The sequence below is a fragment of the Streptacidiphilus anmyonensis genome (assembly GCF_000787855.1).
Taxonomy (GTDB): Bacteria; Actinomycetota; Actinomycetes; order Streptomycetales; family Streptomycetaceae; genus Streptacidiphilus; species Streptacidiphilus anmyonensis.
Genome location: NZ_BBPQ01000001.1, coordinates 143,652 through 168,370 on the forward strand (window position 1 = coordinate 143,652; position 24,719 = coordinate 168,370).

The 24,719-nt window shown below is 71.2% G+C and carries 24 protein-coding genes and 1 pseudogene; 12 read left to right on the forward strand and 13 right to left on the reverse strand.

The features are described from left to right. Positions 1-75 precede the first annotated feature (75 nt). Both TR50_RS00615 and xseA read left to right on the forward strand, forming a co-directional pair. Complete coding sequence (locus TR50_RS00615) at positions 76-1,449, forward strand: APC family permease (protein ID WP_042412407.1); 1,374 nt, start codon at positions 76-78, stop codon at positions 1,447-1,449. Between the two features lie 58 nt (positions 1,450-1,507). Then, the gene (xseA, locus tag TR50_RS00620; RefSeq protein WP_042412410.1) at positions 1,508-2,755 is read left to right on the forward strand and encodes an exodeoxyribonuclease VII large subunit; all 1,248 of its coding nucleotides are present in this window, start codon (positions 1,508-1,510) and stop codon (positions 2,753-2,755) included. Between the two features lie 73 nt (positions 2,756-2,828). Here the strand turns inward: xseA and TR50_RS00625 are convergent, their stop codons facing one another. Then, positions 2,829-3,323, reverse strand: a complete 495-nt coding sequence (locus tag TR50_RS00625; RefSeq protein ID WP_042412413.1) for a GNAT family N-acetyltransferase — start codon at positions 3,321-3,323, stop codon at positions 2,829-2,831. A 57-nt stretch (positions 3,324-3,380) separates the two neighbouring features. Here TR50_RS00625 and TR50_RS00630 point away from each other — a divergent pair, with 57 nt between their 5' ends. Together TR50_RS00630 and TR50_RS00635 are read left to right on the forward strand one after the other, a co-directional pair. Next, entirely contained in the window at positions 3,381-3,737 is a 357-nt protein-coding gene (locus tag TR50_RS00630; RefSeq protein ID WP_084699607.1) for an exodeoxyribonuclease VII small subunit, read from the forward strand. A 114-nt stretch (positions 3,738-3,851) separates the two neighbouring features. Then, positions 3,852-4,451 (forward strand): malonic semialdehyde reductase, encoded by a 600-nt coding sequence (locus TR50_RS00635; RefSeq protein ID WP_042412414.1) that lies wholly within the window; start codon positions 3,852-3,854, stop codon positions 4,449-4,451. 117 nt (positions 4,452-4,568) lie between these two features. On the opposite strand, the gene TR50_RS00640 is transcribed toward TR50_RS00635, so the two are convergent. After that, complete coding sequence (locus tag TR50_RS00640; RefSeq protein WP_236654178.1) at positions 4,569-5,123, reverse strand: DUF4245 domain-containing protein; 555 nt, start codon at positions 5,121-5,123, stop codon at positions 4,569-4,571. A 185-nt stretch (positions 5,124-5,308) separates the two neighbouring features. On the opposite strand from TR50_RS00640, the gene glpX reads away from it, so the two are divergent. Next, positions 5,309-6,349: a class II fructose-bisphosphatase gene (glpX, locus tag TR50_RS00645; protein WP_042412418.1), complete on the forward strand. Its 1,041-nt coding sequence runs from the start codon at positions 5,309-5,311 to the stop codon at positions 6,347-6,349. A gap of 92 nt (positions 6,350-6,441) precedes the next feature. Here glpX and TR50_RS00650 read toward each other — a convergent pair whose 3' ends face one another. Together TR50_RS00650 and TR50_RS00655 are read right to left on the reverse strand one after the other, a co-directional pair. Then, positions 6,442-6,801: a WhiB family transcriptional regulator gene (locus TR50_RS00650; RefSeq protein WP_439654181.1), complete on the reverse strand. Its 360-nt coding sequence runs from the start codon at positions 6,799-6,801 to the stop codon at positions 6,442-6,444. Between the two features lie 328 nt (positions 6,802-7,129). After that, on the reverse strand, positions 7,130-7,825 hold the full coding sequence (locus tag TR50_RS00655; RefSeq protein WP_042413190.1) for a DUF1707 SHOCT-like domain-containing protein: 696 nt from the start codon (positions 7,823-7,825) through the stop codon (positions 7,130-7,132). Between the two features lie 244 nt (positions 7,826-8,069). On the opposite strand from TR50_RS00655, the gene TR50_RS00660 reads away from it, so the two are divergent. After that, positions 8,070-9,728 (forward strand): fumarate hydratase, encoded by a 1,659-nt coding sequence (locus TR50_RS00660; protein ID WP_042412421.1) that lies wholly within the window; start codon positions 8,070-8,072, stop codon positions 9,726-9,728. Between the two features lie 121 nt (positions 9,729-9,849). Further along, the gene (locus tag TR50_RS00665) at positions 9,850-11,235 is read left to right on the forward strand and encodes a class II fumarate hydratase (RefSeq protein ID WP_042412426.1); all 1,386 of its coding nucleotides are present in this window, start codon (positions 9,850-9,852) and stop codon (positions 11,233-11,235) included. A gap of 83 nt (positions 11,236-11,318) precedes the next feature. Here the strand turns inward: TR50_RS00665 and TR50_RS00670 are convergent, their stop codons facing one another. Together TR50_RS00670 and TR50_RS00675 are read right to left on the reverse strand one after the other, a co-directional pair. Continuing rightward, the gene (locus tag TR50_RS00670) at positions 11,319-13,472 is read right to left on the reverse strand and encodes a glycosyl hydrolase family 18 protein (protein ID WP_042412429.1); all 2,154 of its coding nucleotides are present in this window, start codon (positions 13,470-13,472) and stop codon (positions 11,319-11,321) included. 145 nt (positions 13,473-13,617) lie between these two features. Continuing rightward, positions 13,618-13,953: pseudogene (locus TR50_RS00675) on the reverse strand (tetratricopeptide repeat protein). A 272-nt stretch (positions 13,954-14,225) separates the two neighbouring features. Between TR50_RS00675 and TR50_RS00680 the strand changes: the two are divergent. Further along, positions 14,226-15,203, forward strand: coding sequence for an isopenicillin N synthase family dioxygenase (locus TR50_RS00680; protein ID WP_042412431.1), 978 nt, complete (start codon positions 14,226-14,228; stop codon positions 15,201-15,203). Between the two features lie 35 nt (positions 15,204-15,238). Here the strand turns inward: TR50_RS00680 and TR50_RS00685 are convergent, their stop codons facing one another. Together TR50_RS00685 and TR50_RS00690 are read right to left on the reverse strand one after the other, a co-directional pair. Continuing rightward, on the reverse strand, positions 15,239-15,961 hold the full coding sequence (locus TR50_RS00685) for an MgtC/SapB family protein (RefSeq protein ID WP_042412434.1): 723 nt from the start codon (positions 15,959-15,961) through the stop codon (positions 15,239-15,241). A gap of 70 nt (positions 15,962-16,031) precedes the next feature. Continuing rightward, a complete protein-coding gene (locus TR50_RS00690; protein WP_236654180.1) occupies positions 16,032-16,409 on the reverse strand; it encodes an ArsR/SmtB family transcription factor in 378 nt (125 codons plus the stop codon). A gap of 90 nt (positions 16,410-16,499) precedes the next feature. On the opposite strand from TR50_RS00690, the gene TR50_RS49620 reads away from it, so the two are divergent. After that, a complete protein-coding gene (locus tag TR50_RS49620) occupies positions 16,500-17,369 on the forward strand; it encodes a hypothetical protein (protein WP_042412437.1) in 870 nt (289 codons plus the stop codon). A gap of 25 nt (positions 17,370-17,394) precedes the next feature. Here the strand turns inward: TR50_RS49620 and TR50_RS00700 are convergent, their stop codons facing one another. After that, the gene (locus TR50_RS00700) at positions 17,395-18,066 is read right to left on the reverse strand and encodes a class I SAM-dependent methyltransferase (protein WP_042412439.1); all 672 of its coding nucleotides are present in this window, start codon (positions 18,064-18,066) and stop codon (positions 17,395-17,397) included. Between the two features lie 143 nt (positions 18,067-18,209). After that, positions 18,210-19,784, reverse strand: a complete 1,575-nt coding sequence (locus TR50_RS00705) for an HD domain-containing phosphohydrolase (RefSeq protein WP_201776776.1) — start codon at positions 19,782-19,784, stop codon at positions 18,210-18,212. A 201-nt stretch (positions 19,785-19,985) separates the two neighbouring features. Between TR50_RS00705 and TR50_RS00710 the strand changes: the two genes are divergently transcribed. Continuing rightward, complete coding sequence (locus tag TR50_RS00710; protein WP_042412445.1) at positions 19,986-20,756, forward strand: CDP-alcohol phosphatidyltransferase family protein; 771 nt, start codon at positions 19,986-19,988, stop codon at positions 20,754-20,756. Between the two features lie 93 nt (positions 20,757-20,849). Here TR50_RS00710 and TR50_RS00715 read toward each other — a convergent pair whose 3' ends face one another. The 3 genes from TR50_RS00715 to TR50_RS00725 form a co-directional block, all read right to left on the reverse strand. Beyond that, entirely contained in the window at positions 20,850-21,482 is a 633-nt protein-coding gene (locus TR50_RS00715) for a VOC family protein (protein WP_042413192.1), read from the reverse strand. Positions 21,483-21,545: 63 nt separating this feature from the next. Further along, positions 21,546-22,514, reverse strand: a complete 969-nt coding sequence (locus TR50_RS00720; protein ID WP_042412447.1) for a pirin family protein — start codon at positions 22,512-22,514, stop codon at positions 21,546-21,548. A 37-nt stretch (positions 22,515-22,551) separates the two neighbouring features. After that, positions 22,552-23,472, reverse strand: coding sequence for a LysR substrate-binding domain-containing protein (locus TR50_RS00725; RefSeq protein ID WP_369405685.1), 921 nt, complete (start codon positions 23,470-23,472; stop codon positions 22,552-22,554). Positions 23,473-23,615: 143 nt separating this feature from the next. On the opposite strand from TR50_RS00725, the gene TR50_RS00730 reads away from it, so the two are divergent. After that, positions 23,616-24,170 (forward strand): peroxiredoxin, encoded by a 555-nt coding sequence (locus TR50_RS00730; RefSeq protein ID WP_042412453.1) that lies wholly within the window; start codon positions 23,616-23,618, stop codon positions 24,168-24,170. Between the two features lie 9 nt (positions 24,171-24,179). After that, positions 24,180-24,710, forward strand: coding sequence for an alkyl hydroperoxide reductase (locus TR50_RS00735; protein ID WP_042412456.1), 531 nt, complete (start codon positions 24,180-24,182; stop codon positions 24,708-24,710). Positions 24,711-24,719: the final 9 nt, after the last annotated feature.

The window sequence follows — 24,719 nt, forward strand, 5'->3', positions numbered from 1 at the left end:
CGACCCCGCGCCCGGCAGCGCCCCCGACGGCGCGTCCTGCGGCGCGCGCCGGGCGGGCGCGCCGAAGATCGGACCATGGAACCTGCCGGTCCGCCCGCATCGGAGACGACCGCCGCCGCGCCCTCCGCCCTGCGCCGCGATCTCGGCTTCCGCGACCTGGTCGTCTTCGGGATGCTCTTCATCGCACCGATGGCCCCCGTCGGCATCTTCGGTGTACTCGACGCGAAGAGCCACGGAGCGGTCGCCACCGTCTACCTCGTGGCGACGGCGGCCATGGCCTTCACCGCCTTCTCCTATGCGCAGATGCTGCGGGTGGTGCCGCAGGCCGGCTCGGTCTACGCCTACGCCCGCGCCGGGCTCGGCCGGGGTGCCGGCTTCGTCGCCGGATGGATGGCGATGCTGGACTACCTGCTGATCCCGGCCGTCGCCTACGTCTTCTCCGGCATCGCGCTGCACTCGCTCGTCCCCGCGATCGACCAGTGGGTGTGGACGGCGATCGCGGTCGTGGTGACCACCGCGCTGAACCTGGCCGGCGTCCGGCTCGCCGCGCGGGTCGGCATGTCGGTGCTCGCCTTCGAGCTCGTGGTGCTGTTCGTGTTCACAGCCGCCGCGTTGGAGGCGCTGTTGACGGGAAGTCCGCACCAACCGCTGTGGAGTCCGTTCACAGGTATCGGTGGCTTCTCGCTGAGCGCGGTGATGTCGGCGGTCTCGGTCGCCGTGCTGTCGTTCCTCGGCTTCGACGCGATCGCCGCGTTCGCCGAGGAGCACGACGGTCCGTCGGCCAGGGTGGGACGGGCCGTCCTGTTCTGTCTGGCCCTCGCGGGGGTGCTGTTCGTGACGCAGACGTATCTGGCCGCCCTGCTCGAACCGGACTCACCGCAGTACCTCGCCGCCCACCCGGAGGCGCAGGGGACCGCGTTCTACGACACGGTGGAAGCCTCGATCGGCCACTGGCTGCATCTGCTCGTCGCGGTCAGCAAGGCGATCGGCGCGGCCTTCGCTGCGCTGGCCGGTCAGGCGGCCGCCGGACGCCTGATCTTCGCCATGGCCCGCGACGGCCGTCTGCCGCGTCCGCTGGCGCGGGTCGACTCCCGCACCGGCGTCCCGTTCGGCGCGCTGCTCGTCGCCGCGGTGATCACGCTCGCGGCGGCGGTGTGGTCGGCCTCGCGCCCGGACGGCCTGGACCAGCTGACGTCGGTCGTGAACGTGGGGGCGCTCTCGGCGTTCGTGTTGCTGCACGCGTCCGTGGTCGGCTGGTACACCGTCCGGCACGGAAGCCGCGCATGGCTCCCGCACCTGGTGGCTCCGACCGTGGGGGCGGCGGTGATCGTGTGGGTCCTCGTCTCGGCGTCCCACACCGCGCAGATCGTCGGGGCGGTGTGGCTGGGGATCGGCCTGGCGGTGTGGGGTGCCGAGCGCGCGCGAGCGACCGACGAGGCTGGCGGCTAGGACAGGCGGGCGGGAACGGAGCGCCGGTCTTGTCACTGACTCCCCGTACCCTCGGGGCATGGCACTCGAGACCTCGCCCGACTCCCCCATCCCCGTGAGCCGTGTGTCCGCGCTCATCGGCGGGTGGATCCAACGGCTCGGCGCGGTCTGGGTCGAGGGGCAGATCACCGAGTTGAGTCCGCGTCCGGGCGCCGGGGTGGTGTTCCTGACGCTGCGTGACCCCTCGGCCAACGTCTCGATCTCCGTCACCTGCTACCGCTCCGTCTTCGACCCCGTCGCCCAACTGATCCAGCCCGGCTCGCGGGTCGTCGTGCACGCCAAGCCCGAGTGGTACACGCCGCGTGGGACGCTCTCGCTGCGGGCCGCGGAGATCCGGCTGGTCGGGCTCGGAGACCTGCTCGCCCGGCTGGAGCTGCTGAAGCGCACCCTCGGCGCGGAGGGCTTGTTCGCGCCGGAACGCAAGCGGCCGCTCCCGTTCCTGCCCCAGTGCATCGGACTGGTGACGGGCCGCGCCAGCGCGGCCGAGCGGGACGTGCTGCACAACGCCCGCCGACGCTGGCCCGCCGTGCGGTTCGAGGTGCGGAACGTCCCCGTGCAGGGCGCCTACGCCGTGCCCGAGGTCATCACGGCGATCAAGGAGCTCGACGCCCACCCCGAGGTCGACGTGATCATCGTCGCGCGTGGCGGCGGCAGCGTCGAGGATCTGCTTCCGTTCTCCGACGAGGCGCTGATCCGGGCCGTCGCCGAGGCCCGCACGCCCGTCGTCAGCGCGATCGGGCACGAGCCGGACCAACCGCTGCTCGACTTCGTCGCGGACCTGCGCGCCTCGACGCCGACGGACGCGGCGAAGCGCGTCGTGCCGGACGTACGGGAGGAGCTGGCACGCGTCCACGCACTGCGGGATCGGGCGCGCCGGACGATAGAGAGCCGCCTGCACCGGGAGGAGGCGGGGCTTGCGAGCATCCGCACGCGTCCGGCGCTCGCCGCACCGCACCGGCTCATCGACGACCGGGCGGCGGAGGTCCGCTCGCTGGTGGAGCGCTCCCGACGCACTCTCGGCCACCGCCTCGACCGTGCCGCGACGGAGCTGCACCACACCCTGGCCCGGGTGGTCGCGCTCTCCCCCGCGGCGACCCTGCAGCGCGGCTACGCGGTGCTCCAGCGCACCTCGGACGGCGCCGTGGTGCGCGCGCCGGGCGAGGTGACGGTCGGCGAGGAGCTGCGTGCGCGGGTCGCCGAGGGCGCCTTCACGGTCGCGGTCAGCACGGTGACGGACGGCGGCGCCGAGGCGTCCGCAGCGGACTGACGTCCACAGAGGGGTCGCGTCCGCGGAGGGGTGACGTCCGCAGCGGAGTGGTCCGGAGTGATCAGCGGAGTGATCAGCGCAGCGTCGTCCGGGAGAGCGCGGTCGAGTACTCGGTGAAGCCGAGATCGCGGTAGATGTGCTGGCCGAGCGTGCTGGCGTGGAGGTCGAGTCGGGTGGCGCCCTTCTCGTCGAACCAGGCCAGCAGCGCCTCGGTGCAGGCGCGGGCGTAACCGCGGCGCCGGCGGTCCGGGTCGGTGCAGATGTTGAAGACAAAGCCGAACAGCCCGTCGGGGTGGCCGGGGCCGGGCAGCCGCTGCTCCAGCGTGCCCACCGCGCAGGCGGCGAGCCGTCCGGGCCGCTCGTCGTCGTCCACGACGAAGACTCCGAAGACGGGGCCGCTCGGGTCGTCTCCTTCCAGGGCGGAGCGCAGGATCTTCTCGGTCAGCGCCTTCCAGTCGCCGGATGCCTCCGTCGCGACGGGCGCGCTCCTCATCGAGGCGAACATGACCTCACGCAGCCGCACCAACTCGGGCGCGTCGTGGGGCAGGGCGGGGCGCACAGGGATCATGGCCGGACCCTAGTCGCGCCATCACACGATGTCAGCCGCATTCCATAGGCTGAGCGCATGGCGAAGACAGGGCCCGGGGCGAACACCGGCGCGAAGACGGACGCGAACACGGGCGGGAAGACGAGCGCGGGGGCGGGCGGCGGCAACAGCAAGGGCAACGGCCAGGACGTGCTGGGCTACGAGCAGGCCCGCGAGGAGCTCCTCGACGTCGTTCGTCGGCTCGAGACGGGCGGCGGCACGCTGGAGGAGTCGCTGGCGCTGTGGGAGCGCGGCGAGGAGCTGGCCCGGGTGTGCGAGCGCTGGCTGGACGGTGCGCGCGCCCGCTTGGACGCCGCGCTCGCCGCCGACGAGGAGCGGGACGCGGGCGACGAGGCGGAGGAAGAGGGCGAGGAGGAGGACTCCGACGAGGAGTGACCTCGATCACGTAGCCAGCTACCTGTTTGGGAAATAGTTGAAGCATCACCTACGTTGGAGATCGACGGTGACGCCCCCGGTCACCGTCGACCGATCTCCTTCTGAGGTGTGAACATGACCGACGTCCTCGCTCTCGACTCCGCGGCCCAGGACCTGCTCTTCCGTGAGGCCCGTACCGCGAACACCTTCACCGACGAGCCCGTCACCGACGAGCAGATCCAGGCGATCTACGACCTGGTGAAGTACGCGCCGACCTCGATGAACATGCAGCCGCTGCGCGTCGTCCTGGTCCGCTCCGCCGAGGCCCGCGAGCGCCTGGTCGACCTGATGTTCGACGGCAACAAGGAGAAGACGGCCAAGGCTCCGCTGGTCGCCATCCTGGCCACCGACCACGAGTTCCACGAGGAGCTGCCGACGCAGTTCCCTCACTTCCCCCAGGCCAAGGACGCCGTGTTCGGCGAGCGCCCGGTCCGCGAGGCCGCCGGCTCCTTCAACGCCGCCCTGCAGGTCGGCTACTTCATCATCGGCGTCCGCGCCGCCGGCCTGGCCGCCGGTCCGATGACGGGCTTCGACGCCGCGGGCATCAACAAGGAGTTCTTCAGCGACGGCGAGCACGGCGTGCTGGCCGTTGTGAACATCGGCAAGCCGGGCGAGGACGCCTGGTACCCGCGCAGCCCGCGCCTGGCCTACGACGAGGTCGTCACCACCGTCTGAGCCGACTCGGCCCCGCCGGCCCACAGCGAAGAGCCCCGACCGAGTACCGCCCGGTCGGGGCTCTTCGCTGTGGCGGCCGAAAGCCGCGTCGTCAGTGGTCAGCGAGCTTCGCGGTCGTCAGTGGTCGGTGAGCTTCGCGGCGAAGTCGCCCAGCTTGGCGAAGGTCTCGGTGCCGAAGACGACCGTCGTGCCCTTGGCGCCCTTCAGCACGATCGCCTGGTAGCGGCCGCCCTGGTACTGCGTCCACGCCGTGCCGTCGACCAGCGTCGTCGCGGAGGTCTTCTGCCCGTCCAGCGTCGCGTCGTGGATGACGGAGTCCGCCGGGGCGTTGCTCTGCTCGATCGCGACGTACTGCCCCGCCGGGTCGATGAAGCCGAGCGTCCACACGGCGGCGGCCGGGTTGGAGGCGTCGAAGTTGACGGAGGTGGCGTTCCAGCCCGAGGGCAGGGCCCCCGGCGACGGCGCCAGCAGCGGATAGGGCGCCGCGCGGCGGGCGGAGAGGACCGAGTCCTCGTACTGCACGGGACGTACGCCGTTGCCGCCGCTGTGCGGGATGAAGAGGTAGATCACTATCCCCGCCGCCAGCACCGCCGCCAGCGACAACACCATGTCGCGCACGGATTTGGCGGCCATCCCCGGCCGCTTGCGCACTGTCACGTTCTCGGTTGCCACCCCACCATGGTGAACCATCGCCGTCGCGCCCCCGTCCGCGGGGTCCCGGCAGACCGCCGACATGCCGCGTCCGCGCCCCGCGCGTAGCCTGCACGTGCCGGGCGCCACAGACATCGGCCCAGGTCGAAGATACGATCGCATCACCCTCATTCCGGCCGTCGGCGTACAGAGAGGTACGGAAATCGATGACCGAGCAGCACCAGAACCGCATGCCTTCGTCCCTGGAGGTCGCCCCCGAGGCACCTGACCGCAACCTCGCTCTCGAACTCGTACGCGTGACCGAAGCCGCCGCCATGGCCGCCGGTCGCTGGGTCGGCAAGGGCGACAAGAACGGCGCGGACGGCGCCGCCGTGCGCGCGATGCGCACGCTCGTCCACACCGTGTCGATGAACGGCGTCGTCGTCATCGGCGAGGGGGAGAAGGACGAAGCCCCCATGCTGTTCAACGGCGAACGGATCGGCGACGGCACCGGTGCGGAGTGCGACGTCGCGGTGGACCCGATCGACGGCACCACGCTGTGCGCCAAGGGCATGCCGAACGCTCTGTCGGTGCTGGCGGTGGCGGACCGCGGCACGATGTTCGACCCGAGCGCGGTCTTCTACATGGACAAGCTCGTCGCCGGCCCCGAGGCGGCGGGCATGGTCGACATCTCCGCGCCGGTCGCGCACAACGTGCAGGCCGTGGCGCGGGCCAAGGGCAAGGCCCCGGAGGACGTGACGGTGGTCCTGCTGGACCGTCCCCGCCACGAGAAGCTGGCCCAGGAGATACGCGAGGCCGGCGCCAGGATCAAGTTCATCTCCGACGGCGACGTCGCGGGCGCGATCATGGCGGTCCGTGAGGGCACCGGCGTCGACCTGCTGCTCGGCATCGGCGGTACGCCCGAGGGCATCATCGCGGCCTGCGCGATCAAGTGCCTCGGCGGCGTGATCCAGGGCAAGCTCTGGCCGAAGGACGCGGCGGAGCGGCAGAAGGCGCTCGACGCCGGCCACGACCTGGACCGGGTGCTGCACACGGACGACCTGGTCAGCGGCGAGAACGTGTTCTTCGTCGCGACCGGCATCACCGACGGCGAGCTGCTGCGCGGGGTCCACTACCGGTCGGAGACGGCAACGACGAGCTCGCTCGTCATGCGGTCCAAGAGCGGCACGATCCGGCAGATCGACTCGGTGCACCGCCTGTCGAAGCTCCGCGCGTACAGTGCGATCGACTTCGACCGGGCGAAGTAACGGCAGAAGAAGCAGCGGCACCTTCGGGGGCGCGGGGAATCCTCCCCGCGCCCCTTTGCCGTGCCGCCAGGGCCCGTCTTGTGGATCAGGCCCTAGCCCGCGATGCGGAGGTCCTGGTCGTGGCGGCGACGGCGGGTGAGGATCACCCGGCGCTCCGCCGCGGTGAGGCCGCCCCAGACCCCGTAGGGCTCGGGGAGGTCGAGGGCGTGCTCGCGGCACTCCAGGAGGACGGGGCAGCGGGCGCAGACCTGCTTGGCCTGCTCCTCTCGCGCCAGGCGCGCGGCCGTCGGCTCCTTGGAGGGGGCGAAGAAGAGCCCCGCCTCGTCGCGGCGGCAGGCCGCGCCCGTGTGCCAGGGGTTGTCCTCCGGATCCGGGCCGCGCTGCGCCGGTACCGTGCTGCCCGCGACGCGGGGGCGGAAGACATCCTGACGGGACGCGATCGGATGCAGCACGGCGCACTCCTGACGACGGGCCGGGGGAGGGTACACGAACGCGCGTGCAACGTCGGAGCGTTGGGGGACGCCATGGTGACGTTGCGACAGTGCGATGTGAAACGGGATCTACCCCGGCCGACGCCGATTCATGCACACGGCACACAATCCGATCGACAGACTGTCATATGACAAAGCCTTTGGCTCGCACGACGCTTGACAATGAAGCAGCCGAAAAAAGGCGATCCGTCGAAAGAACGTGCAGGCACCGAGACAAGGACAATTCGGAATCGGCGCGCACCCCGCCGAGCCCGCCCTGCCGCCCCGTGCCGTCCGCGCCGAGCCCGCCCTACGGGCGGCTTCGGTCCTTGAGAGCCTGCCAGGCGCCCCGTCGCCGGGAGGCGGAGACACCGCCGAAGACCGCCTTGCCGCGAATGGTGACGACGGGGCCGTTCGGCTCCGTGCCCTCCTCCTCGCGGACGTCGAAGCCGCCGAAGATGCCCGCACCGCCGCCGTGCAGGGAGACGTTGTCCGGGACCTTCACCTCGACGCCGCCGAAGACGGCATGGCACTCGATGACCAGCTCCGGCGCGTCGAAGACGGCCTCGGTCAGGTCGATGGTGATGCCGCCGAAGATCGCCTTGGCCCGCATGAAGCGCCCGGCGCGGAAGCGCCCCTTGCGCACCGAGCCGCCGAAGATCGCCACGATGTCGTTCGAGCCGGACACCGGCGCGGGCTCCTCAGCCGGAGCAGGCGCCGCGGCGGGCCTGGGGTGGGCCCGGTCGTGGGCCGGCAGGTCGCGGGTGAGCGGAACCAGCTCGCCGAGCGTCTTCGCCGCGTAGGCGGCGTCCAAGCGCTGCGAGTGCTCCTCGGCGTCGAGCCGTCCCTCCGCGTACGCGTCGCGCAGCGCGGCGGCGACCCGTTCGCGGTCCGCGTCGGAGGCCCGGAGGTCTCCCTCCGCAGGCTCGGCGAACGGCCGCGGAGCCGCCGGCTTCGCATCGGCCGGCTTCGGGGCGGGCTGATTCTGCGGAGTCGTCTCCGGCAGGCGGTCCGGCTTCGGCTCCGACGCTGAACGCTCCGGCTCCGGCTCAGACGCTGAGCGCTCGGGCTCCGGCGCTGACGACGAGGAGTTGTCCACGCGCCGAGGATAGTCAGCCGTCCCGTCAAGTGGCCAGCGAAGTGTGATCCCGCGCACCCTCCCGGCACCGCCCGGGAGTGGCCGCGGGACCGGTCGATACCCTGGAAGACGCGCCGACGACGACGCCTGACCCGTGAAGGACTGTCCGCTCATGCCCGAGTTCGCCTACACCGACCTGCTCCCGCTGGGGAAGGACGACACCCCGTACCGGCTGATCACCTCCGAGGGCGTCAGCACGTTCGAGGCGAACGGCCGCACCTTCCTGCAGGTCGAGCCGGAGGCCCTGCGCCTGCTGGCCGCCGAGGCCATGCACGACATCTCCCACTACCTGCGCCCGGCCCACCTGGCCCAGCTGCGCCGGATCCTCGACGACCCGGAGGCGAGCCCGAACGACAAGTTCGTCGCGCTCGACCTGCTGAAGAACGCCAACATCGCCGCGGCGGGAGTGCTGCCGATGTGCCAGGACACCGGCACCGCGATCGTCATGGGCAAGCGCGGGCAGGGCGTCCTCACCTCGGGCGGCGACGAGGAGGCGCTCTCGCGCGGCGTCTACGACGCGTACACCAAGCTCAACCTGCGCTACTCGCAGATGGCCCCGCTGACCATGTGGGACGAGAAGAACACGGGCTCCAACCTGCCGGCGCAGATCGAGCTCTACGCGACGGACGGCGACGCCTACAAGTTCCTCTTCATGGCCAAGGGCGGCGGCTCGGCGAACAAGTCGTTCCTGTTCCAGGAGACCAAGGCGGTCCTGAACGAGGCCTCGATGATGGCCTTCCTGGAGCAGAAGATCCGCTCCCTCGGCACGGCCGCGTGCCCGCCGTACCACCTGGCCATCGTCGTCGGCGGCACCAGCGCCGAGTTCGCGCTGAAGACGGCCAAGTACGCCTCCGCCCACTACCTGGACACGCTGCCGACGGAGGGCTCCCCCACCGGCCACGGCTTCCGTGACCTGGAGTTGGAGAAGAAGGTCTTCGAGCTGACCCAGAAGCTGGGCATCGGCGCGCAGTTCGGCGGCAAGTACTTCTGCCACGACGTGCGCGTGGTCCGGCTGCCGCGCCACGGCGCGTCGCTTCCGGTCGCCATCGCGGTCTCCTGCTCCGCCGACCGGCAGGCCGTCGCGAAGATCACCGCCGAGGGCGTCTTCCTGGAGCAGCTGGAGCGCGACCCGGCCCGCTTCCTGCCGGACACCACGGACGAGCACCTGTCCGACAACGTCGTGACCGTCGACCTCAACCGGCCGATGGACGAGATCCGGGCCGAGCTGAGCAAGCACCCCGTCAAGACCCGCCTGTCGCTGACCGGCACCCTGGTCGTGGCGCGCGACATCGCGCACGCCAAGATCAAGGAGCGCCTGGACGCGGGCGACGGCATGCCGCAGTACCTGAAGGACCACCCGGTCTACTACGCGGGCCCGGCCAAGACCCCCGAGGGCTACGCCTCCGGCTCCTTCGGCCCGACCACGGCCGGCCGCATGGACTCCTACGTCGACCAATTCCAGGCCGCGGGCGGCTCCATGGTCATGCTGGCCAAGGGCAACCGCTCCCAGCAGGTCACCGACGCCTGCGCCAAGCACGGCGGCTTCTACCTCGGCTCGATCGGCGGCCCGGCCGCGCGTCTCGCGCAGGACTGCATCAAGAAGGTCGAGGTCCTGGAGTACGCGGAGCTCGGCATGGAGGCGGTCTGGCGGATCGAGGTCGAGGACTTCCCGGCGTTCATCGTCGTGGACGACAAGGGGAACGACTTCTTCACCGACCCGGGCCCGGTCCAGCCGCTGATCACCAACATCCCGGTCGGCCCGAAGGGCTGAGCCGGGTATGACGCGAGCCCGGTCGGCCCGAAGGGCTGAGCCGGGACGGGTGACCGCCGTTGACGCGCCTCGGCGCGTCAACGGCGGGAACAGCGGGGCCGCCTGGAATGCTGATCGGGATATGGAAAAGTTCCGGATCGAGCACGACTCGATGGGCGAGGTGCGGGTCCCCGCCGAGGCCAAGTGGGGCGCGCAGACGCAGCGCGCCGTGGAGAACTTCCCGATCTCGGGGCAGCGGCTGGAGCGCGCGCACATCGCCGCGCTGGCGCAGATCAAAGCGGCCGCGGCGAAGGTGAACGCGAAGCTGGGCGTGCTGGACGCGGAGACCGCCGGGGCGATCCGCAGCGCGGCCAAGGAGGTCGCCGCCGGGCAGTGGGACGACGAGTTCCCGATCGACGTGTTCCAGACCGGGTCCGGCACCTCGTCCAACATGAATGTGAACGAGGTCGTCGCGGCACTCGCCAGTGAACGGCTCGGTCGGCCCGTGCATCCGAACGACCACGTCAACGCGAGCCAGTCGTCCAACGACGTCTTCCCGAGCTCGATCCACATCGCGGCCACCGCGGCCGTCACCCACGACCTGATCCCTGCGCTGAACCACCTCGCGGACGCGCTCGCGCGCAAGTCGGAGGAGTTCGCGACGGTGGTCAAGTCCGGTCGCACGCATCTGATGGACGCGACGCCGGTGACCCTGGGGCAGGAGTTCGGCGGCTACGCCGCGCAGGTCCGCTACGGCGTGGAGCGGCTGCGGGCGGTGCTGCCGCGCGTCGCCGAGCTGCCGCTGGGCGGCACCGCGGTCGGGACCGGGATCAACACGCCGGACGGCTTCTCCGCCGCGGTGATCAGCGAGGTCGCGAAGGCGACGGGACTGCCGCTGACGGAGGCCCGCGACCACTTCGAGGCTCAGGGCGCGCGGGACGGGCTGGTCGAGCTGAGCGGTCAGCTGCGCACGATCGCCGTGGGATTCACCAAGATCTCCAACGATCTGCGGTGGATGGGCTCCGGGCCCCGCACCGGCCTCGGCGAGATCAACCTGCCGGACCTGCAGCCGGGCTCGTCGATCATGCCGGGCAAGGTGAACCCGGTCGTCCCCGAGGCCACGCTGATGGTCGCGGCCCAGGTCATCGGCAACGACGCCACCGTCACGGTGGCGGGGGCGAGCGGCAACTTCGAGCTGAACGTCATGATGCCGGTACTGGCCCGGAACGTGCTGGAGTCGGTGCGACTGCTGGCGAACGTGGCGCGACTGCTCGCGGACCGGACGATCGACGGCGTGACGGCCAACACGGAGCGGCTGCGCGAGTATGCGGAGTCCTCCCCGTCGATCGTCACGCCGCTCAACCGCTACCTCGGCTACGAGGAGGCCGCGAAGATCGCCAAGCAGGCCCTGGCGGAGCGCAAGACGATCCGCCAGGTCGTGCTCGAACGCGGTCACGTCGCGGCGGGGCGGATCACCGAGGAGCAGCTCGACCAGGCCCTGGACGTGCTGCGGATGACCCGCCCCTGAGCTGCCGTCACCTCAGCGGCAGCCGATCATGCGGTAATGGATCGTGGGGCAGTGGATCGTGCGGGGCTCGGTCGAGCGCCGTCTCAGCTCACGCTGAGGTCGTCGGCGCCGACGTTGCCCTGCGCGTACCAGCCGTGGACGTAGACGGTGACCGTCCCGCTGGAGCCGGTGGTGAAGGGCACCGTCAGCTTGTTCCAACTGGTGCCGCTGGACCAGGTGCTGGCCGTGGCACCGCCGCTGACGCCGATGTAGGCGTATGGTCCCTGGACCCAACCGGTCAGCGTGTAGCTGTGGTTGGGCTGGAGGGTCACGGTCTGGTCGCACTCACCGGTGGTGCCGGAGGACGGGACCACCTGGAGCGCGTAGCTGCCCGAGTGGACCGGGGAGGAGACCACGGCGCTGCCGGACTGGCAGGTCCACGGGCTGAGGCTGCCGCTCTCGAACCCACCGTTGGTCAGCGCGCCGGAGCCGCCGCCACCGCTCGCGTTGACGGTCCAGGTGAAGGAGGTCGAGCCCGAAGCGGTCCCGGACGAGGCCGTGACCGTCACACTCGACGTCCCCGCCACCGTCGGCGTACCCGAGATCAGACCCGACGACGAGATGCCGAGCCCCGCCGGCAGACCCGTCGCCGAATACGTCAACGACTTCCCCGCCGAATCCGAACCCGACACCTGCACCGACGCCGCCGTCCCCACCGTCCCCGTCTGGTTACCGGGGTTGGCGACCGACACCGTCTCCGAACCACCACCGCCTGTGGGGCAGGAGCTGGCGGAGCCGTTGATGTCGTTGACCGCCGCGTTGAAGAGGGTGGCACCGGGGTCGAGGTCGTAGAGGGAGAACATCATGAACCCGCCCAGCCCGTTGCAGTGCGCGTAGTCGGCGCGGGCCTGGATGGACTGGGGGGACTCGCCGCCGTAGAAGTTGTTGCCGTCGTAGAAGTAGGCCGAGTCGGTCACCGGATCCCAGAAGGTGTCCGACGCGTTGTTCACGACGCCGTTCAGCTCCTTGTACATGGCCACGCCCGGTACGTCGCCCGAGTCGGTCTGCCCTGGCGAGCCGCCGGTGGCCGTCTGGTAGAGCCCGTGGTTCGAGCCCGCCGGTACGCCGGTCCAGCCCCGGTAGTAGAAGGGGATGCCGACGGTGAGCTTGTTCGCCGGGAACCCGCCTGGGATGCCGTAGGCGCTGTCGCCGACGGTCCAGGCTCTGATCGCGTTGTCGATGCTGTACGTCTCGTTCCCGGGGGCGATCTTCGACTCCGGCGAGTTCGGGTTCGCGTAGAGCGGGTCCTGTTCGTCCGTCGGACCGGTCGCGTTCCACGCCCCGTACATGTCGTACGTCATCGCGTCGGCGAAGTTGAGGTACTGGCCGATCTGGTTCGTCTGGATCTTGCTGATCTTGTCCTGCCCGGAAGGAACCGCGGCGGACAGGGCGTAGGTGTGACCGTCGGCCGCGCCCTGCGTGTTGAGCTCGTTGCGGAACTCCGAGAGCAGCGCGGTGTAGTTCGCGGTGTCGGCGGCCGAGTAGTGGTTGCCGAGGTGACCGGCCGCGCCCGGGTACTCCCAGTCGATGTCGAAGCCGTCGAAGATGCCGGCGCCGGTTCCGGTGCCGCCGTAGCCGCTCTGCGAGGGCAGATTGCCCTTGATGAACATGTCGATGCAGGACGAGACGAACTTCTGCCGGGAGGCGGCGGTGGCGGCCACGTCGGAGAAGTACTTGGAGTACGTCCAACCGCCGATCGAGAGCAGGATCTTGAGGTTCGGGTACTTCTTCTTCAGCTCCTGGAGCTGGTGGAAGTTGCCGGCGATGGGCTGGTTGTAGACGTCGGAGGTGCCGTCGACGCTGATGGAGGAGTCGAAGCTCTTCTGGTAGTCGGCGAAGCTGTCTCCCGCTCCGTCGCCCGCGTTCGGGTCGTTCTCGCCCGCCGGGTCGGGGTCGGTGGCCTTGGTGGTCTCGAAGCAGGTCAGGTTGGTCGGGTCGATGTTCTCGAAGTCGTAGATCAGGTAGTTGAGCTTGCCCGCGATCCCCTCGGTGTCGAGGTTCTTGAGGTAGAAGGCGTTCTGGTAGATCGACCACTGGTCGAAGTAGGCGACCTTGATCCCGCCGCTGGTCGCGGCGGCACCCGTGGTGTTGCCGGCCGCGGCCGCGCTGGCGGGCGCGCCGAGCAGCGAGGCGGCCAGGCCGAGCACGGCCGTGGCCGCCCCCGCGAGCGTGAGTCCGAACCGTCTGGAGCGTGGCATGTGCAACCTCCGTGTGGACGTGTACCCGACACTCCATCACGTTGGTATGTACCAATCCAGGCGTCAAGGGTCTGGACCAATTTGACCTGACGTTAAGTCAGAGTTAGGGAAAACAAAGGCCGGAGAGAGAGCAGGCGCGCAGGAGTCAGAGCAGACTCTGGCCCAGCGCCTCAGCGAGCCGAAGCTGCGTGGCCGCCTCGTCGGCCCGACCGCCCTGACGCTCCAGGGTGCGGCCCAGCATCAGATGCGCGTAACCGTCGACCGGGTCGGCGTCCAGCACCCGCCGCAGCTCCTCCTCGGCACGTCGCAGCTGCGCCGAGTGGTAGTACGAGCGGGCCAGCAGCATCCGCGCCGCGGCGTGCGCCGGCTCCGCCTCGACGATCGGGGCCAGGATCAGCGCGGCGTCGCTCTACGCCTTGGAGTCGAAGAAGAGCTGCGCTCGGGCGTACTCCTCGGCGAGGGCGTAGGACTCCTGAATCATGGCGTCGTCAGTCACGGGCATCCCCTTTCGATTCTTCGAATCGCTGGCGGTGTCGCTTGTCGGCCGCTGTAACGCATGCGCAGTAGCGAGCATTCCCTGCGAAGTGTCGGCTTGATCACGGTTGCCACGGCGCACGGCAGCGTTACCCTCGAAGCATGGTCATGCTCGTCTCCCGTCGCCACGTGGACTTCGTCCGCGTCACGAGCATGTCCTGTCGCGCCGAGGTCTGACCCCAGCATCCCTCCATCCCTGCGCGCCTCCCGAGGACCCTCATGTCCGTCGCCACACTTTCCGCCCTCCCCGTCATCGACCTCGCGCACGTCGACCGCGAGGCGCTGCACCGCGCCGCCCGCGACGTCGGTTTCTTCCAGCTCACCGGGCACGGCGTCAGCCAGTCCGAGATGGACGAGCTGCTGCGCGTCTCACGCGCCTTCTTCGCCCTCCCCGAGGCGGACCGGCTCGCCCTCGACAACCGCAACTCCCCCCACTACCGCGGTTACACCCGCGTCGGCACCGAGCTGACCCGCGGCACCCGCGACTGGCGGGACCAGCTGGACATCGGCGAGGAGCTGCCCCCGCACGTCCCCGGCCGCGGCGAGCCTGCGTACTGGTGGCTGGAGGGCCCGAACCAGTGGCCGAGCGACCTGCCGGAGCTGCGCACCACCGCGCTCGACTGGATCGCCCGCCTCAGTACGGTCGCCGACCACCTGCTGCACGAGCTGCTGGCCGCGATCGGCGCCCCGCCGGACTTCTACGACGACGCCTTCGCGGGCCATCCGCGCAGCCACCTGAAGCTGATCCGGTACCCGGGGCGCGCCCCGCAGGGCGACGACCAGGGCGTGGGCATCCACAAGGACTACGGCTTCCTGACGCTGCTGCTCACCGACGGTGTGAGCGGACTGCAGGTGGAGGACCCGTCCGGCGAGGGCTACATCGACGTGCCGCACATCCCGGGCGCCTTCGTCGTGAACCTCGGCGAGCTGCTGGAGGTCGCCACCAACGGGTACCTGAAGGCGACCAACCACCGCGTCGTCGGCACTCCCGGCGAGCGCTACTCCGCGCCGTTCTTCTACAACCCGCGCCTGGACGCCCGGATCGAGCCGGTTCCGTTCCCGCATGCGGCGCAGGCCACCGGCGTCACCCAGGACCCGTCCAACCCGCTGCACGCGGAGTTCGGGTTCAACGAGCTCAAGGGGTGGGTGCGCGCACACCCGGAGGTCACCTCCAGGCACCACCCCGAGCTGCTCTGACAGACCGGACGGGCGCGGAACGTCCGGATCGCCGATCACGCGAGGGCGGGCTCGCCCTCGCCGTCCTCCTCGGTGTGCCAGTGCAGGTCGCGGACGCCAGGCTCCAACGACAGCCGGGTGACCACCGGCTCCAGCGCCTTGCCCACCTCGCCGTCGACGTCCACGGTGGCCCGCAGGCTGGTGGTGTCCTCGCCCTCGCGGCTGGCCCGCAGCCCGGTCGGGGTGAAGCCGGCGGCGGACAGGGCCTGGAGCAGCAAGGCCCTGATGTGCGCCTCGTCGCGGCGGCCACAGCGCAGGTGGACGGTGGCGCGGACGGTGGTGTCCGGGTCGCTGCCCGCGGCGGGCGCCCGGTCGAGCAGACGCCCGGCCGGACGCAGCACCAGGTGCACCGCCAGGACGCACAGCGTCCCGAGCCAGGCCAACTCCAGCCGCCCGCTCGCGGCCAGCACCCCGACGGCCGCCGAGCACCACAGCGTCGCGGCCGTGTTCAGCCCGCGCACGCCGCCGCGGTCCCGCAGGATCACGCCACCGCCGAGGAAGCCGATGCCGGAGACGACGTACGACGCCACCCGGGTGGCGCTGCTGTCCCCGGCCGAAACGCTGTACAGGACGAAGAGCGTCGCGCCCGTCGCGACGAGCGCGTTGGTCCGCAGGCCGGCCATCCGGGCCCGCCACTGGCGCTCGACTCCGATCAGCGCTCCGCAACCGACGCCGGTGGCGAGGCGGATCAGGAAGTCGGCGGTGGTCAGGGTCTGCACGGCACAGTCCTCCTTCGGCGTTCACACGGCGATCGGACACCAGCCTCTCGCGTCCATGTGAACAGACCGGTCACGCGTGCGGCGGCAGGCCGCGCAGGGTGTGGTCCGCGTGCGCTGCCACCTCGTCCAGCAGACGGCGCAGGTGCGCGCCGCGGAGGCGGTAGAGCCGGGCGCGCCCCTGCGCGCGCTGGTCGACCAGTCCGCTGATGCGCAGCTTGGACAGATGCTGGCTGGCCGCCGTCGGCGAGCAGCCCGACGCCTCGGCCAGAGCCGTCACCCCGAGCTCGCCCTCCCGCAGCGCCCACAGCAGCCGGAGCCGGGTGGGCTCGGCGAGCATCGCGAGGGCGGCGACGGCCGCGCCGACCTGCGCGTCCGAGAGCGGCTCGCCCGGACGGGTGTGCTCGGCGGGGTGGGACGGGGCCGGGTCGATCGGGTCCATGGGCGTCATCTTCCCACCTGCGAAGACGTCGCAAGTGGGAAACGTGGGCATGTATATTCTCATCTTCACGCATGAGAAGATGAGAAGTACCGTGGAGGGGTGAACACGCTTCCCGCGCTGCTGCTCGCCGCCGCCGGAGTCGGCCTCGGCCACGCCGTGATGCCGGACCACTGGCTCCCGCTCGCCGTCCTCGCCCGGACCCGTCGGTACCGGACGCGGCAGGTCGTGCGCCTCTCACTGGCGGCCGGCCTGAGCCATGTGCTGGTCTCCGCCGCGCTCGGCGGCATCCTGATGCTCGTCGGGATGCAGTTCCGCGCCACGGTCGCCCGCCACACCGACCTCGTCGTCGGCAGCCTGCTGCTGGTGACGGGCCTGGTCTTCCTGGCGCTGGAACTCCTGGGCAAGGGGCACAGCCACGGTCACAGCCATGGGCACGACCACGACCACTCCCCTCACGGGCACGGGCACGGGCACTCCCACCACGGGCACGGGCACGGGCACTCCCACCACGGGCACGGGCACGGGCAGCGGCACGGTCACGACCACGAGCAGGGTCACGAGCACGGTCAGGGCCATGGCGATCATCCCCACGCGCACGACGTCGACCACGGGCACAGCCACGACCACGGTGCCACCGCCGTGCTGGAGCGGCCGCGCACCGCAGGCGCGGCCGAGAAGGGGCGCGGCCGACGACTCGCCGGGCTGCTCATCCCCTTCGGTGCCGCCGCCTCCCCGGATCTGACGATCCTGCCGGTGTTCCTCGCCGCGGGCGCCCTCGGCACCTCCGCCGCGCTCGGCTCCCTCGCCGTCTTCACCGTGGCCACGATCGGCGCGATCGTAGGACTCACCACCGCCACCGCCCTCGGCGCGCGCCTCCTGACCGCACCGTGGATCGACCGTCGCGCCAACCTGATCACCGCGCTCACACTCATCGCGATCGGCGCCCTCGTCGCCACCGGCACCGTCTGACCGCGCCGGCCATGTCCCCCGTCGGTCAGCCGACGGAACCGACCGTGCTCTGGCCGGGAGCGGGCTGCCCGGTCGGCTGCGGCAGGCGGGCCACACCGAAGATCAGCGGGCGGACGAACGGGGGCGCCTTGGGGAACACCGCGTGGTCCACCTCTGTCGCCTCGAAGCCTGCCGACCTGATCGAATCCAGCGTCGGACGGTTGCACTCGCAGCAGACCAGCGCCCGGTTGAGCCAGTTGAGGCGGTTCTGCCAGCCGGCCAACCGGGCGTCGTCGGAGCGGACGTGCTCCAGGAAGAGCAGCCGCCCACCGGGGCGCAGCACCCGGGCCAGCTGGCGCAGCGCCCGCCGCTGGTCCTCCACGCCGCACAGGACCAGCGTGGAGACGGCGACGTCGAAACTGTCGTCCTCGAACGGCAGGTCCTCCGCCGGGGCACGGAGCACGGTGGCGTGCGGGGCGCGCTCGCGTACGTGCTGTTCGAGCCGACGGAGCATGGGCGGCTGGGGTTCGGTGACGGCCAGGGACCGCACGGCGGGGCCGTAGTACTCGAGGTTGGCTCCGGTCCCGGCGCCGATCTCGAGCACGTCACCTGCGGCCTGGGCGACGAGTCCGCGACGCAGTTCGCGCAGCCCGGCCTCCTCGCTTTTGGCCATCTGGCTGTCGTAGAAGATCGCGAGGATTTTCCAGTGAACGCTCATGACGGTTGCCTCGATTCTGGTCCCGGCTCCCTCCCCCGGTCCTCGTCGTCGACGCTACCGATGCACGACTCGCGGTCGCATGGGGCACTTGCCTCATTTCTTTCGGTCCGGTCTCCTTCGATCCGGCGCGCCGGCCGCGGCGCTCAGGCCGCGCTCTCCTCCGGCTGCGGCAGCAGGCCGTTCTGCACGGCGAAAAGGCAGGCGGCAGCGCGTGAGGAGGCCCCGATCTTCCCGTAGATGTGCTCGATGTGGTTGCGCGCCGTCTTCGGCGAGATGACCAGGCGGGTGGCGATCTCCCGGCTCGAGCAGCCACGAGCCAGCAGCCGCAGCACGTCGATCTCACGAACGGTCAGGCCGGCCGGGCCGGGCGCGCGGTGCGACACGCGGTGACCGGCTACGGCGAGCACCGCCCCGACCGCCTGTGCGTCGAGCCGACCGGCCGCCGCGTCGGCGTTGAGCTCGACCGCCGCCTGACGGCCCGTCAATGCCTCCCGGTACGGCCGGGGCTCGATCATGGACTGGTAGGCGTCAGCCGCTCCGAGGATCCGGGCCGGGCGGGAGATCGCGGGAGCGCGCAGGGCACGTGGATAACCCGAGCCGTCGAGTCGCTCCCGGTGTTGCACGGCGATCGCCCCGAGCGGCGCCAGCATCGGCGACTGACACAGCATGCGTTCCGTCAGGTACGGCTGCATCCTGACCCGTTCCCGCTCCCCCATGCCGAGCGGACCCGGCTTGTCCCAGATCGCGTTCGAGACGCCGAGGCGCCCCAGCCCGTGCACCAGGGCCGCCCGGCGCAGCTCCTCCGTCTCGGCCACGGTCAGGCCGAGCGTGTCGGCGGCCCCGGTGACCAGCGCGGCGACGGCGCGGGCGTGGCCGGCGGTGTAGGGCGACTTGAGGTCGACGAAGTCGGCCACGGCCACGAGCGCCTCGTCGAACTGCGCTCCGGTGAGCCAGACGCCGAGCGACGGCTCCGCGGCGATCACGGCGTCCCACGTCTGCACCGCGTCCAACCCGTCGAAGACCGCCTCCGGGCTCTGGCACAGGACGGCGACGAGCCTCGGGTCGAACTGGCCGCCCGCCCGTCGGCGGGCCAGCGCGAGGGCGGCGCCGGTGCCGCCGAGCCGGTGGGCGACCTCGGTGAACTCGGCCAGCTGGGTCAGCCGGGACGCGACCGGCACGGCCTCGCCCTTGAGCCGGCCCGGCCAACCGCGCCCGTCCCACTGCTCGTAGGAGGAGGCGACCGCCTGCTGGACCGCCTCCGGCAGGCCGAGGCGCTGCGCCAGCAGCCTGGCCAGGGCAGCGTGACCACTGATCATCCGGTCCACCTCGCGGAAGCCGCCGAGGGTGAACTCCAGCCCCACCCGGAACCGGTGCAGTGGCGGGTTCCCCGAACCGATCAGTCGCAGCGCCGACGTCGCCGCCGCGAGGCTGCGCTGCTCGTACCGGTACTTGCCGGACTTCAGCACGATGTCGTCGCCGAACCACTTCGCCTGCTCGTGGGCGTCGGAGTGACAGCCCACGTTGACCAGCAGCGCCGTGTAGTAGACGGCGAGCCGCTCCTCCTCGCCGAGACCGATCCGCTCGGCCAACCGAAGGGCGATCAGGCACTGGCGCAGGACATGCTCCATCGGCTGACCGAAGCCGAGATCGACGCCCAGGGAGAGTGCGGCGACGAGCTCGGCCAGCCGCATCCTCGGACCGGCGTCGCTACCGCTCACGCATCGACCTTACGCCGGTCTCGGGCGGCCCGTCGGACGAGAAACCGCCTGGTACCCGCCCGGAACGCACCCGGAACGCCGTCGGAATCCGCCCGGTCGAGCCCTTGGAAGGCGTCCGGAAGGCACCCGGCCAACGGACGGCACCGGATGCGGAGTACGCTCACGCCCTTGTCGGACAGGACGATTCAAGAAGGGCACCCCATGTCGGTCGCCACCCCCACCCTCGCCGAACTGCGGGACGTCTGCCAGCCGCAGGCCAAACTCGGAAGCCGCAACGGCGAACACTGGGCCGGGCGCCTCTACATGCGGCGACTGTCCCTGCGGGCGACGCGGTACCTGGTCCGCACCTCCGTCACGCCGAACTCCCTCACCTGGGCCATGGTCGTGGCCGGGGTGGGGGCCGGAGCGGCGCTGCTGATCCCGGGACTCGCCGGGCCGCTGCTGGCCGCGCTGCTGTTCCAGGCGTTCCTCTTCTTCGACTGTGTGGACGGCGAAGTGGCGCGCTGGAAGCGTCAGTTCAGTCCGGTCGGCGTCTACGTCGACCGGCTCGGCGCCTACCTGGCCGACGCTGCGCTGCTGGTCGGCGCGGGATTCCGGGTGGCCGAGAACGCGTCCGTCGCGTGGGCGTCCGTCGGGCTGGCCGCGGCGCTCGGCATCGTCCTGCTCAAGGCGTCCACGGACCTCGTCGACGTCGCCCGCATCCGCAGCGGGCTCGAGGCGGTGACCGAGGAGGCCACCGAGGTGCGCTCGGCACGTGTGAACTCGGTCCGGCGACTGGCGGCCGCGTTCAAGGTTCACAGGATCGCCAACGGCATCGAGGCGTCGCTGCTCTTCCTCGTCGCGGCGCTGGTCGAGCTGGGCACGGGCGGCCACGCGCCGACCGAGTGGGCCGTGGCCGCGGTCGCGGTCGTCGCATGGCTGATGGTGCCCGCGCACCTCGTCTCGATCCTGTCCTCGTCCCGCCTGCGCTGAGCCCCTCGCGTCGGGGACCTTCGCCTCGCTCGGGCCGGGCCCCGGGCCCGGGCCCTCGGCCAGGCGCTCGGCCAGGCGCTCAGGCCGGGCTGCTCAGGCGGCGGCGACCGCCGCCGAGGACGCCTCCCAGGCGAAGCCGTCGGGGTCGGTGAACGGCCCGGCGGCACCACGGACCGCGATCCGGTGCGAGCCGCTGCCCTCCGGGTCGACGCCGGCGTCCTTGGCCAGGGCGCGGCGACGGTAGAGCGCGAGTTTGACGGGGCCGGAGTCGCCCGCGAACTCGACGTACATGCGCCCGAAGCTCTTGCCCACCGCGAGGCCCCGGTCGACGTAGAACCGCTTGCTCGCGACCACGTCGGAGACGCCGAGCAGCAGCACGATCGAGTCGACGTTCCGGGTGGCCGGGCCGCTGTCCTTCTTCGCGGAGGTGGCCATCTTCCAGATGGTCCCGTCCGGGGCCTGGACGACGCCGCCGTAGCCCCAGAGCGACTTCGTGACGGGCTTGAGCGGGGTGGCCCCGGCGGCCACGGCCGCGTCGAAGAGGGCACGGACGTCGGCCGGCTGGGCCGCGACGAGCGAGAGTGTGAACCCGCGGAAGCCGTTCGTCGCCTCCTCCGAGGCGCGCAGCCGCAGCCGGTCGTCGTCCAGGCCGAAGGCGTCGGCGTAGAAGCGGGCCGCGGCCGCGGGGTCGGCCACGTCGAGGGTGATGGATTCGATGGAGGTCATGTCCATCACGCTAGTGACGGCACCGGTCGCCGGGCTTCTCGAAACCTGCTCGATCGCGCCGTCTCAGCGTTCGCGGCCGCGGGGCTTCAGACGCAGCGCGGGCAACTCGGGGGCCGGGATGGGCGCGCCGTCGTAGCCGTGCACCTCGCCGAAGCGGTCACCCGTCATCCAGGCCTCGCGCGCCTCGGCGATCTCCTCGTGGGTGCGGCCGACGAAGTTCCACCACATGACGAGCTTCTCGGCGAAGGGCTCGCCGCCCAGCAGCATCAGCTGGGCCGGGCCGTCGTCGGCGCGCAGCGGGAGTTCGCGGCGGCCGCAGCCGAGATAGAGGAGGGAGCCGACCTCGACGCGCACGCCGTCGACGGTCGCGGCGCCGCTCATGGCGAGGGCGGCGTACTCGAAGTCCGGGTGGAGCGGCAGCCGGGCCTCCGCGCCCACGGCCAGCGAGAGGTCGGCGCCGACCAGCGGCGTGTAGGTGCGGCCCGGGGACGCGGCGCCGTCGAGGCTGCCGAGGATGACCGTCGCGTCGACGCCCTGGCCCTGCACGCGCGGCAGCTCGGGGTGGTGCTCGAAGGTGGGCTCGGTGAACCGGTGCTCGTCGGGGAGCGCGACCCACAGTTGCGCGCCGTGCAGCCACTTGCCGTGCGAGCGCGGCGACTGCTCGGAGTGGGAGATGGCGCGGCCGGACGTCATCAGGCCGAGCTGACGCGGGCGGATCGTCTGGAGGGTGCCGAGGCTGTCGCGGTGCTCGACGAAGCCGTCGTGGAGCCAGCTCACCGTCTGCAGACCCATGTGCGGGTGCGGTGCGACCTGCATGCCGGGCTCCCGCTCGATGTCGTCGGGGCCGTACTGGTCGACGAAGCACCAGGCGCCCACCATCCGTCGGCCCAGGTTGGGCAGCAGGCGCCGGACGAGGGTGCTCTCGCCCAGCTGCACCTCGCGCCCGGTCAGGAGCTGGCGGACCGGCTCGGCGGAGACGTCCTCGCGGCCGCCGCACACGCTCGGCTGGGGCTTCAGGTCCAGATTGCTCATGCCCGCCAGGGTATGCCGCGACAGACCCGGCCGGGGATCACACGCCGGGACTGTTCACACTTCCCAGCACCCGGACCGGGAGTTCACACACGGCGTCCCGCAACGAGTCGGCGAAGCGCCGGTACTCGGCGGTCCTGGGTGAGGAGGGGCGGTGGGCGAGGCCCACGCGTCGGCCGGGCGCCGGGTCCGCGAAGCGGGTGACCGACAGGCTTGAGGCCCGCCCGGCCTCGACGGGCACGGCGGTCGCGGGCAGCAGCGTCACCCCGAGGCCGCCCGCGACCAGCTGGACCAGCGTGGACAGGCCCGCCGCCCGGGTCGCCCCGGGATCGGCACCCACCTCACGACACAGGTCGAGCGCCTGGTCCCGCAGGCAGTGGCCCTCCTCCAGCAGCAGGACGTCCAGGTCGAGCAGCACGTCGCGCGGCACGTCCCCGCGGTCGGCGAGCTCGTGGTCGGGCGGGGTGACCAGGACGAAGTCCTCGTCGTAGAGCGGGATGTCGACCAGCCCGGAGCCCGCCGGGAGGGCGAGCAGCAGCAGGTCGAGCCGGCCGGCGGCGAGACCGTCCAGCAACTGGTGCGTGCGCTCCTCGTGCACGTGCAGCTCCAGGTCCGGGTACCGGTCGCGGGCCAGCCGGAGCACCGTGGGCAGCAGATAGGGTGCGATGGTCGGGATCACCCCGAGGTGCAGCGGCCCGGTGAACGGCCGCCTGGAGGCTTCGACCTCCTCGGTCAGCGCGTGCAGCGCGCCGAGCACGGACCGGGCGTGCGTCGCGACGCGCTCCCCCACCGGCGTCAGCAGCACCTTGCGTGTCGTCCGCTCGACCAACCGGACGTCGAGCGAGTCCTCGAGCGCGGCGACGGCGCCGGACAGCGCCGGCTGGCTCATCCGCAGCGCGGCGGCCGCCTCCCGGAAGTGCAGATGCTCCGCGACGGCCACGAAGGCCCGGAGCTGGGACACAGTGGGCGGGCGGCCGGTGGTGCGGGGCTTATTGATAACTTCCTCCGATCAACTCCTTCGATTCTAGCTATTTCACTGATCAATGTCCGACATGCGAGATTGACGGGGCACCAACCACGACCGGTTCACGGAGGACAACCCTCATGCTCACCATCGGTGACCAGTTCCCCGCCTTCAAGCTCAACGCCGTCGTCGGCCCCTCCGCCGACAAGCTGGAGTTCAAGGAGATCTCCGGCGACGACCAGAAGGGCTGGAAGGTCGTCTTCTTCTGGCCGATGGACTTCACCTTCGTGTGCCCCACCGAGATCGCCGCGTTCGGCAAGCTGAACGAGGAGTTCGCGGACCGCGACGCGCAGATCCTCGGCGTCTCCGGCGACTCCGAGTTCGTGCACCACGCCTGGCGCCGTGACCACAAGGACCTGGCCGAGCTGCCCTTCCCGATGCTGGCCGACATCAAGCACGAGCTGATGAGCGCCTGCGGCGTCGAGAACCCGGACGGCACCGCCCAGCGCGCCGTCTTCATCGTGGACCCGAACAACGAGATCCAGTTCGTGATGGTCACCGCCGGCTCCGTGGGCCGCAACCCCAAGGAGGTCCTGCGGGTCCTCGACGCGCTCCAGACCGACGAGCTGTGCCCGTGCAACTGGAACAAGGGCGAGGCGACGCTGGACGCGGACGCGCTGCTCGCGGGCGAGTGAGCTGACCGCATGGCACTCGACGAACTGAAGGCGGCTCTGCCGGAGTACGCCAAGGACCTCAAGCTCAACCTGGGCTCGGTCATCGGCAACAGCGACCTGCCGCAGCAGCAGCTCTGGGGCACCGTCCTCGCCTGCGCGATCGCCTCGCGCAGCGAGCGGGTCCTCAAGGAGCTGGAGCCGGAGGCCCGCGCCAACCTCAAGCCCGAGGCGTACGACGCGGCGAAGGCCGCGGCGGCGATCATGGCGATGAACAACGTCTACTACCGGACGCTGCACCTGCTCTCCGACAAGGAGTACGGGACCATGCGCGCCGGCCTGCGGATGAACGTCATCGGCAACCCCGGCGTGGAGAAGGTGGACTTCGAGCTCTGGTCGCTGGCGGTCTCGGCGATCAACGGCTGCGGCCAGTGCCTCGACTCCCACGAGCAGGTGCTGCGCAAGGCGGGCGTTGACCGCGAGGTCATCCAGTCCGCGCTCAAGATCGCCGCGGTCGTCCAGGCCGTCGGCGTCACCCTCGAGACCGAGGGCCGCCTGGCCTGAGGCCGGCAA

What these genes read in the sequence shown, in the direction of transcription:
- TR50_RS00615 (WP_042412407.1), top strand. Translation starts at nt 76, where the DNA reads ATGGAACCTGCCGGTCCGCCCGCATCGGAGACGACCGCCGCCGCGCCC.
- xseA (WP_042412410.1), top strand. Translation starts at nt 1,508, where the DNA reads ATGGCACTCGAGACCTCGCCCGACTCCCCCATCCCCGTGAGCCGTGTG.
- TR50_RS00625 (WP_042412413.1), bottom strand. Translation starts at nt 3,323, where the DNA reads ATGATCCCTGTGCGCCCCGCCCTGCCCCACGACGCGCCCGAGTTGGTG.
- TR50_RS00630 (WP_084699607.1), top strand. Translation starts at nt 3,381, where the DNA reads ATGGCGAAGACAGGGCCCGGGGCGAACACCGGCGCGAAGACGGACGCG.
- TR50_RS00635 (WP_042412414.1), top strand. Translation starts at nt 3,852, where the DNA reads ATGACCGACGTCCTCGCTCTCGACTCCGCGGCCCAGGACCTGCTCTTC.
- glpX (WP_042412418.1), top strand. Translation starts at nt 5,309, where the DNA reads ATGACCGAGCAGCACCAGAACCGCATGCCTTCGTCCCTGGAGGTCGCC.
- TR50_RS00660 (WP_042412421.1), top strand. Translation starts at nt 8,070, where the DNA reads ATGCCCGAGTTCGCCTACACCGACCTGCTCCCGCTGGGGAAGGACGAC.
- TR50_RS00665 (WP_042412426.1), top strand. Translation starts at nt 9,850, where the DNA reads ATGGAAAAGTTCCGGATCGAGCACGACTCGATGGGCGAGGTGCGGGTC.
- TR50_RS00670 (WP_042412429.1), bottom strand. Translation starts at nt 13,472, where the DNA reads ATGCCACGCTCCAGACGGTTCGGACTCACGCTCGCGGGGGCGGCCACG.
- TR50_RS00680 (WP_042412431.1), top strand. Translation starts at nt 14,226, where the DNA reads ATGTCCGTCGCCACACTTTCCGCCCTCCCCGTCATCGACCTCGCGCAC.
- TR50_RS00690 (WP_236654180.1), bottom strand. Translation starts at nt 16,409, where the DNA reads ATGACGCCCATGGACCCGATCGACCCGGCCCCGTCCCACCCCGCCGAG.
- TR50_RS00700 (WP_042412439.1), bottom strand. Translation starts at nt 18,066, where the DNA reads ATGAGCGTTCACTGGAAAATCCTCGCGATCTTCTACGACAGCCAGATG.
- TR50_RS00710 (WP_042412445.1), top strand. Translation starts at nt 19,986, where the DNA reads ATGTCGGTCGCCACCCCCACCCTCGCCGAACTGCGGGACGTCTGCCAG.
- TR50_RS00715 (WP_042413192.1), bottom strand. Translation starts at nt 21,482, where the DNA reads ATGACCTCCATCGAATCCATCACCCTCGACGTGGCCGACCCCGCGGCC.
- TR50_RS00720 (WP_042412447.1), bottom strand. Translation starts at nt 22,514, where the DNA reads ATGAGCAATCTGGACCTGAAGCCCCAGCCGAGCGTGTGCGGCGGCCGC.
- TR50_RS00730 (WP_042412453.1), top strand. Translation starts at nt 23,616, where the DNA reads ATGCTCACCATCGGTGACCAGTTCCCCGCCTTCAAGCTCAACGCCGTC.
- TR50_RS00735 (WP_042412456.1), top strand. Translation starts at nt 24,180, where the DNA reads ATGGCACTCGACGAACTGAAGGCGGCTCTGCCGGAGTACGCCAAGGAC.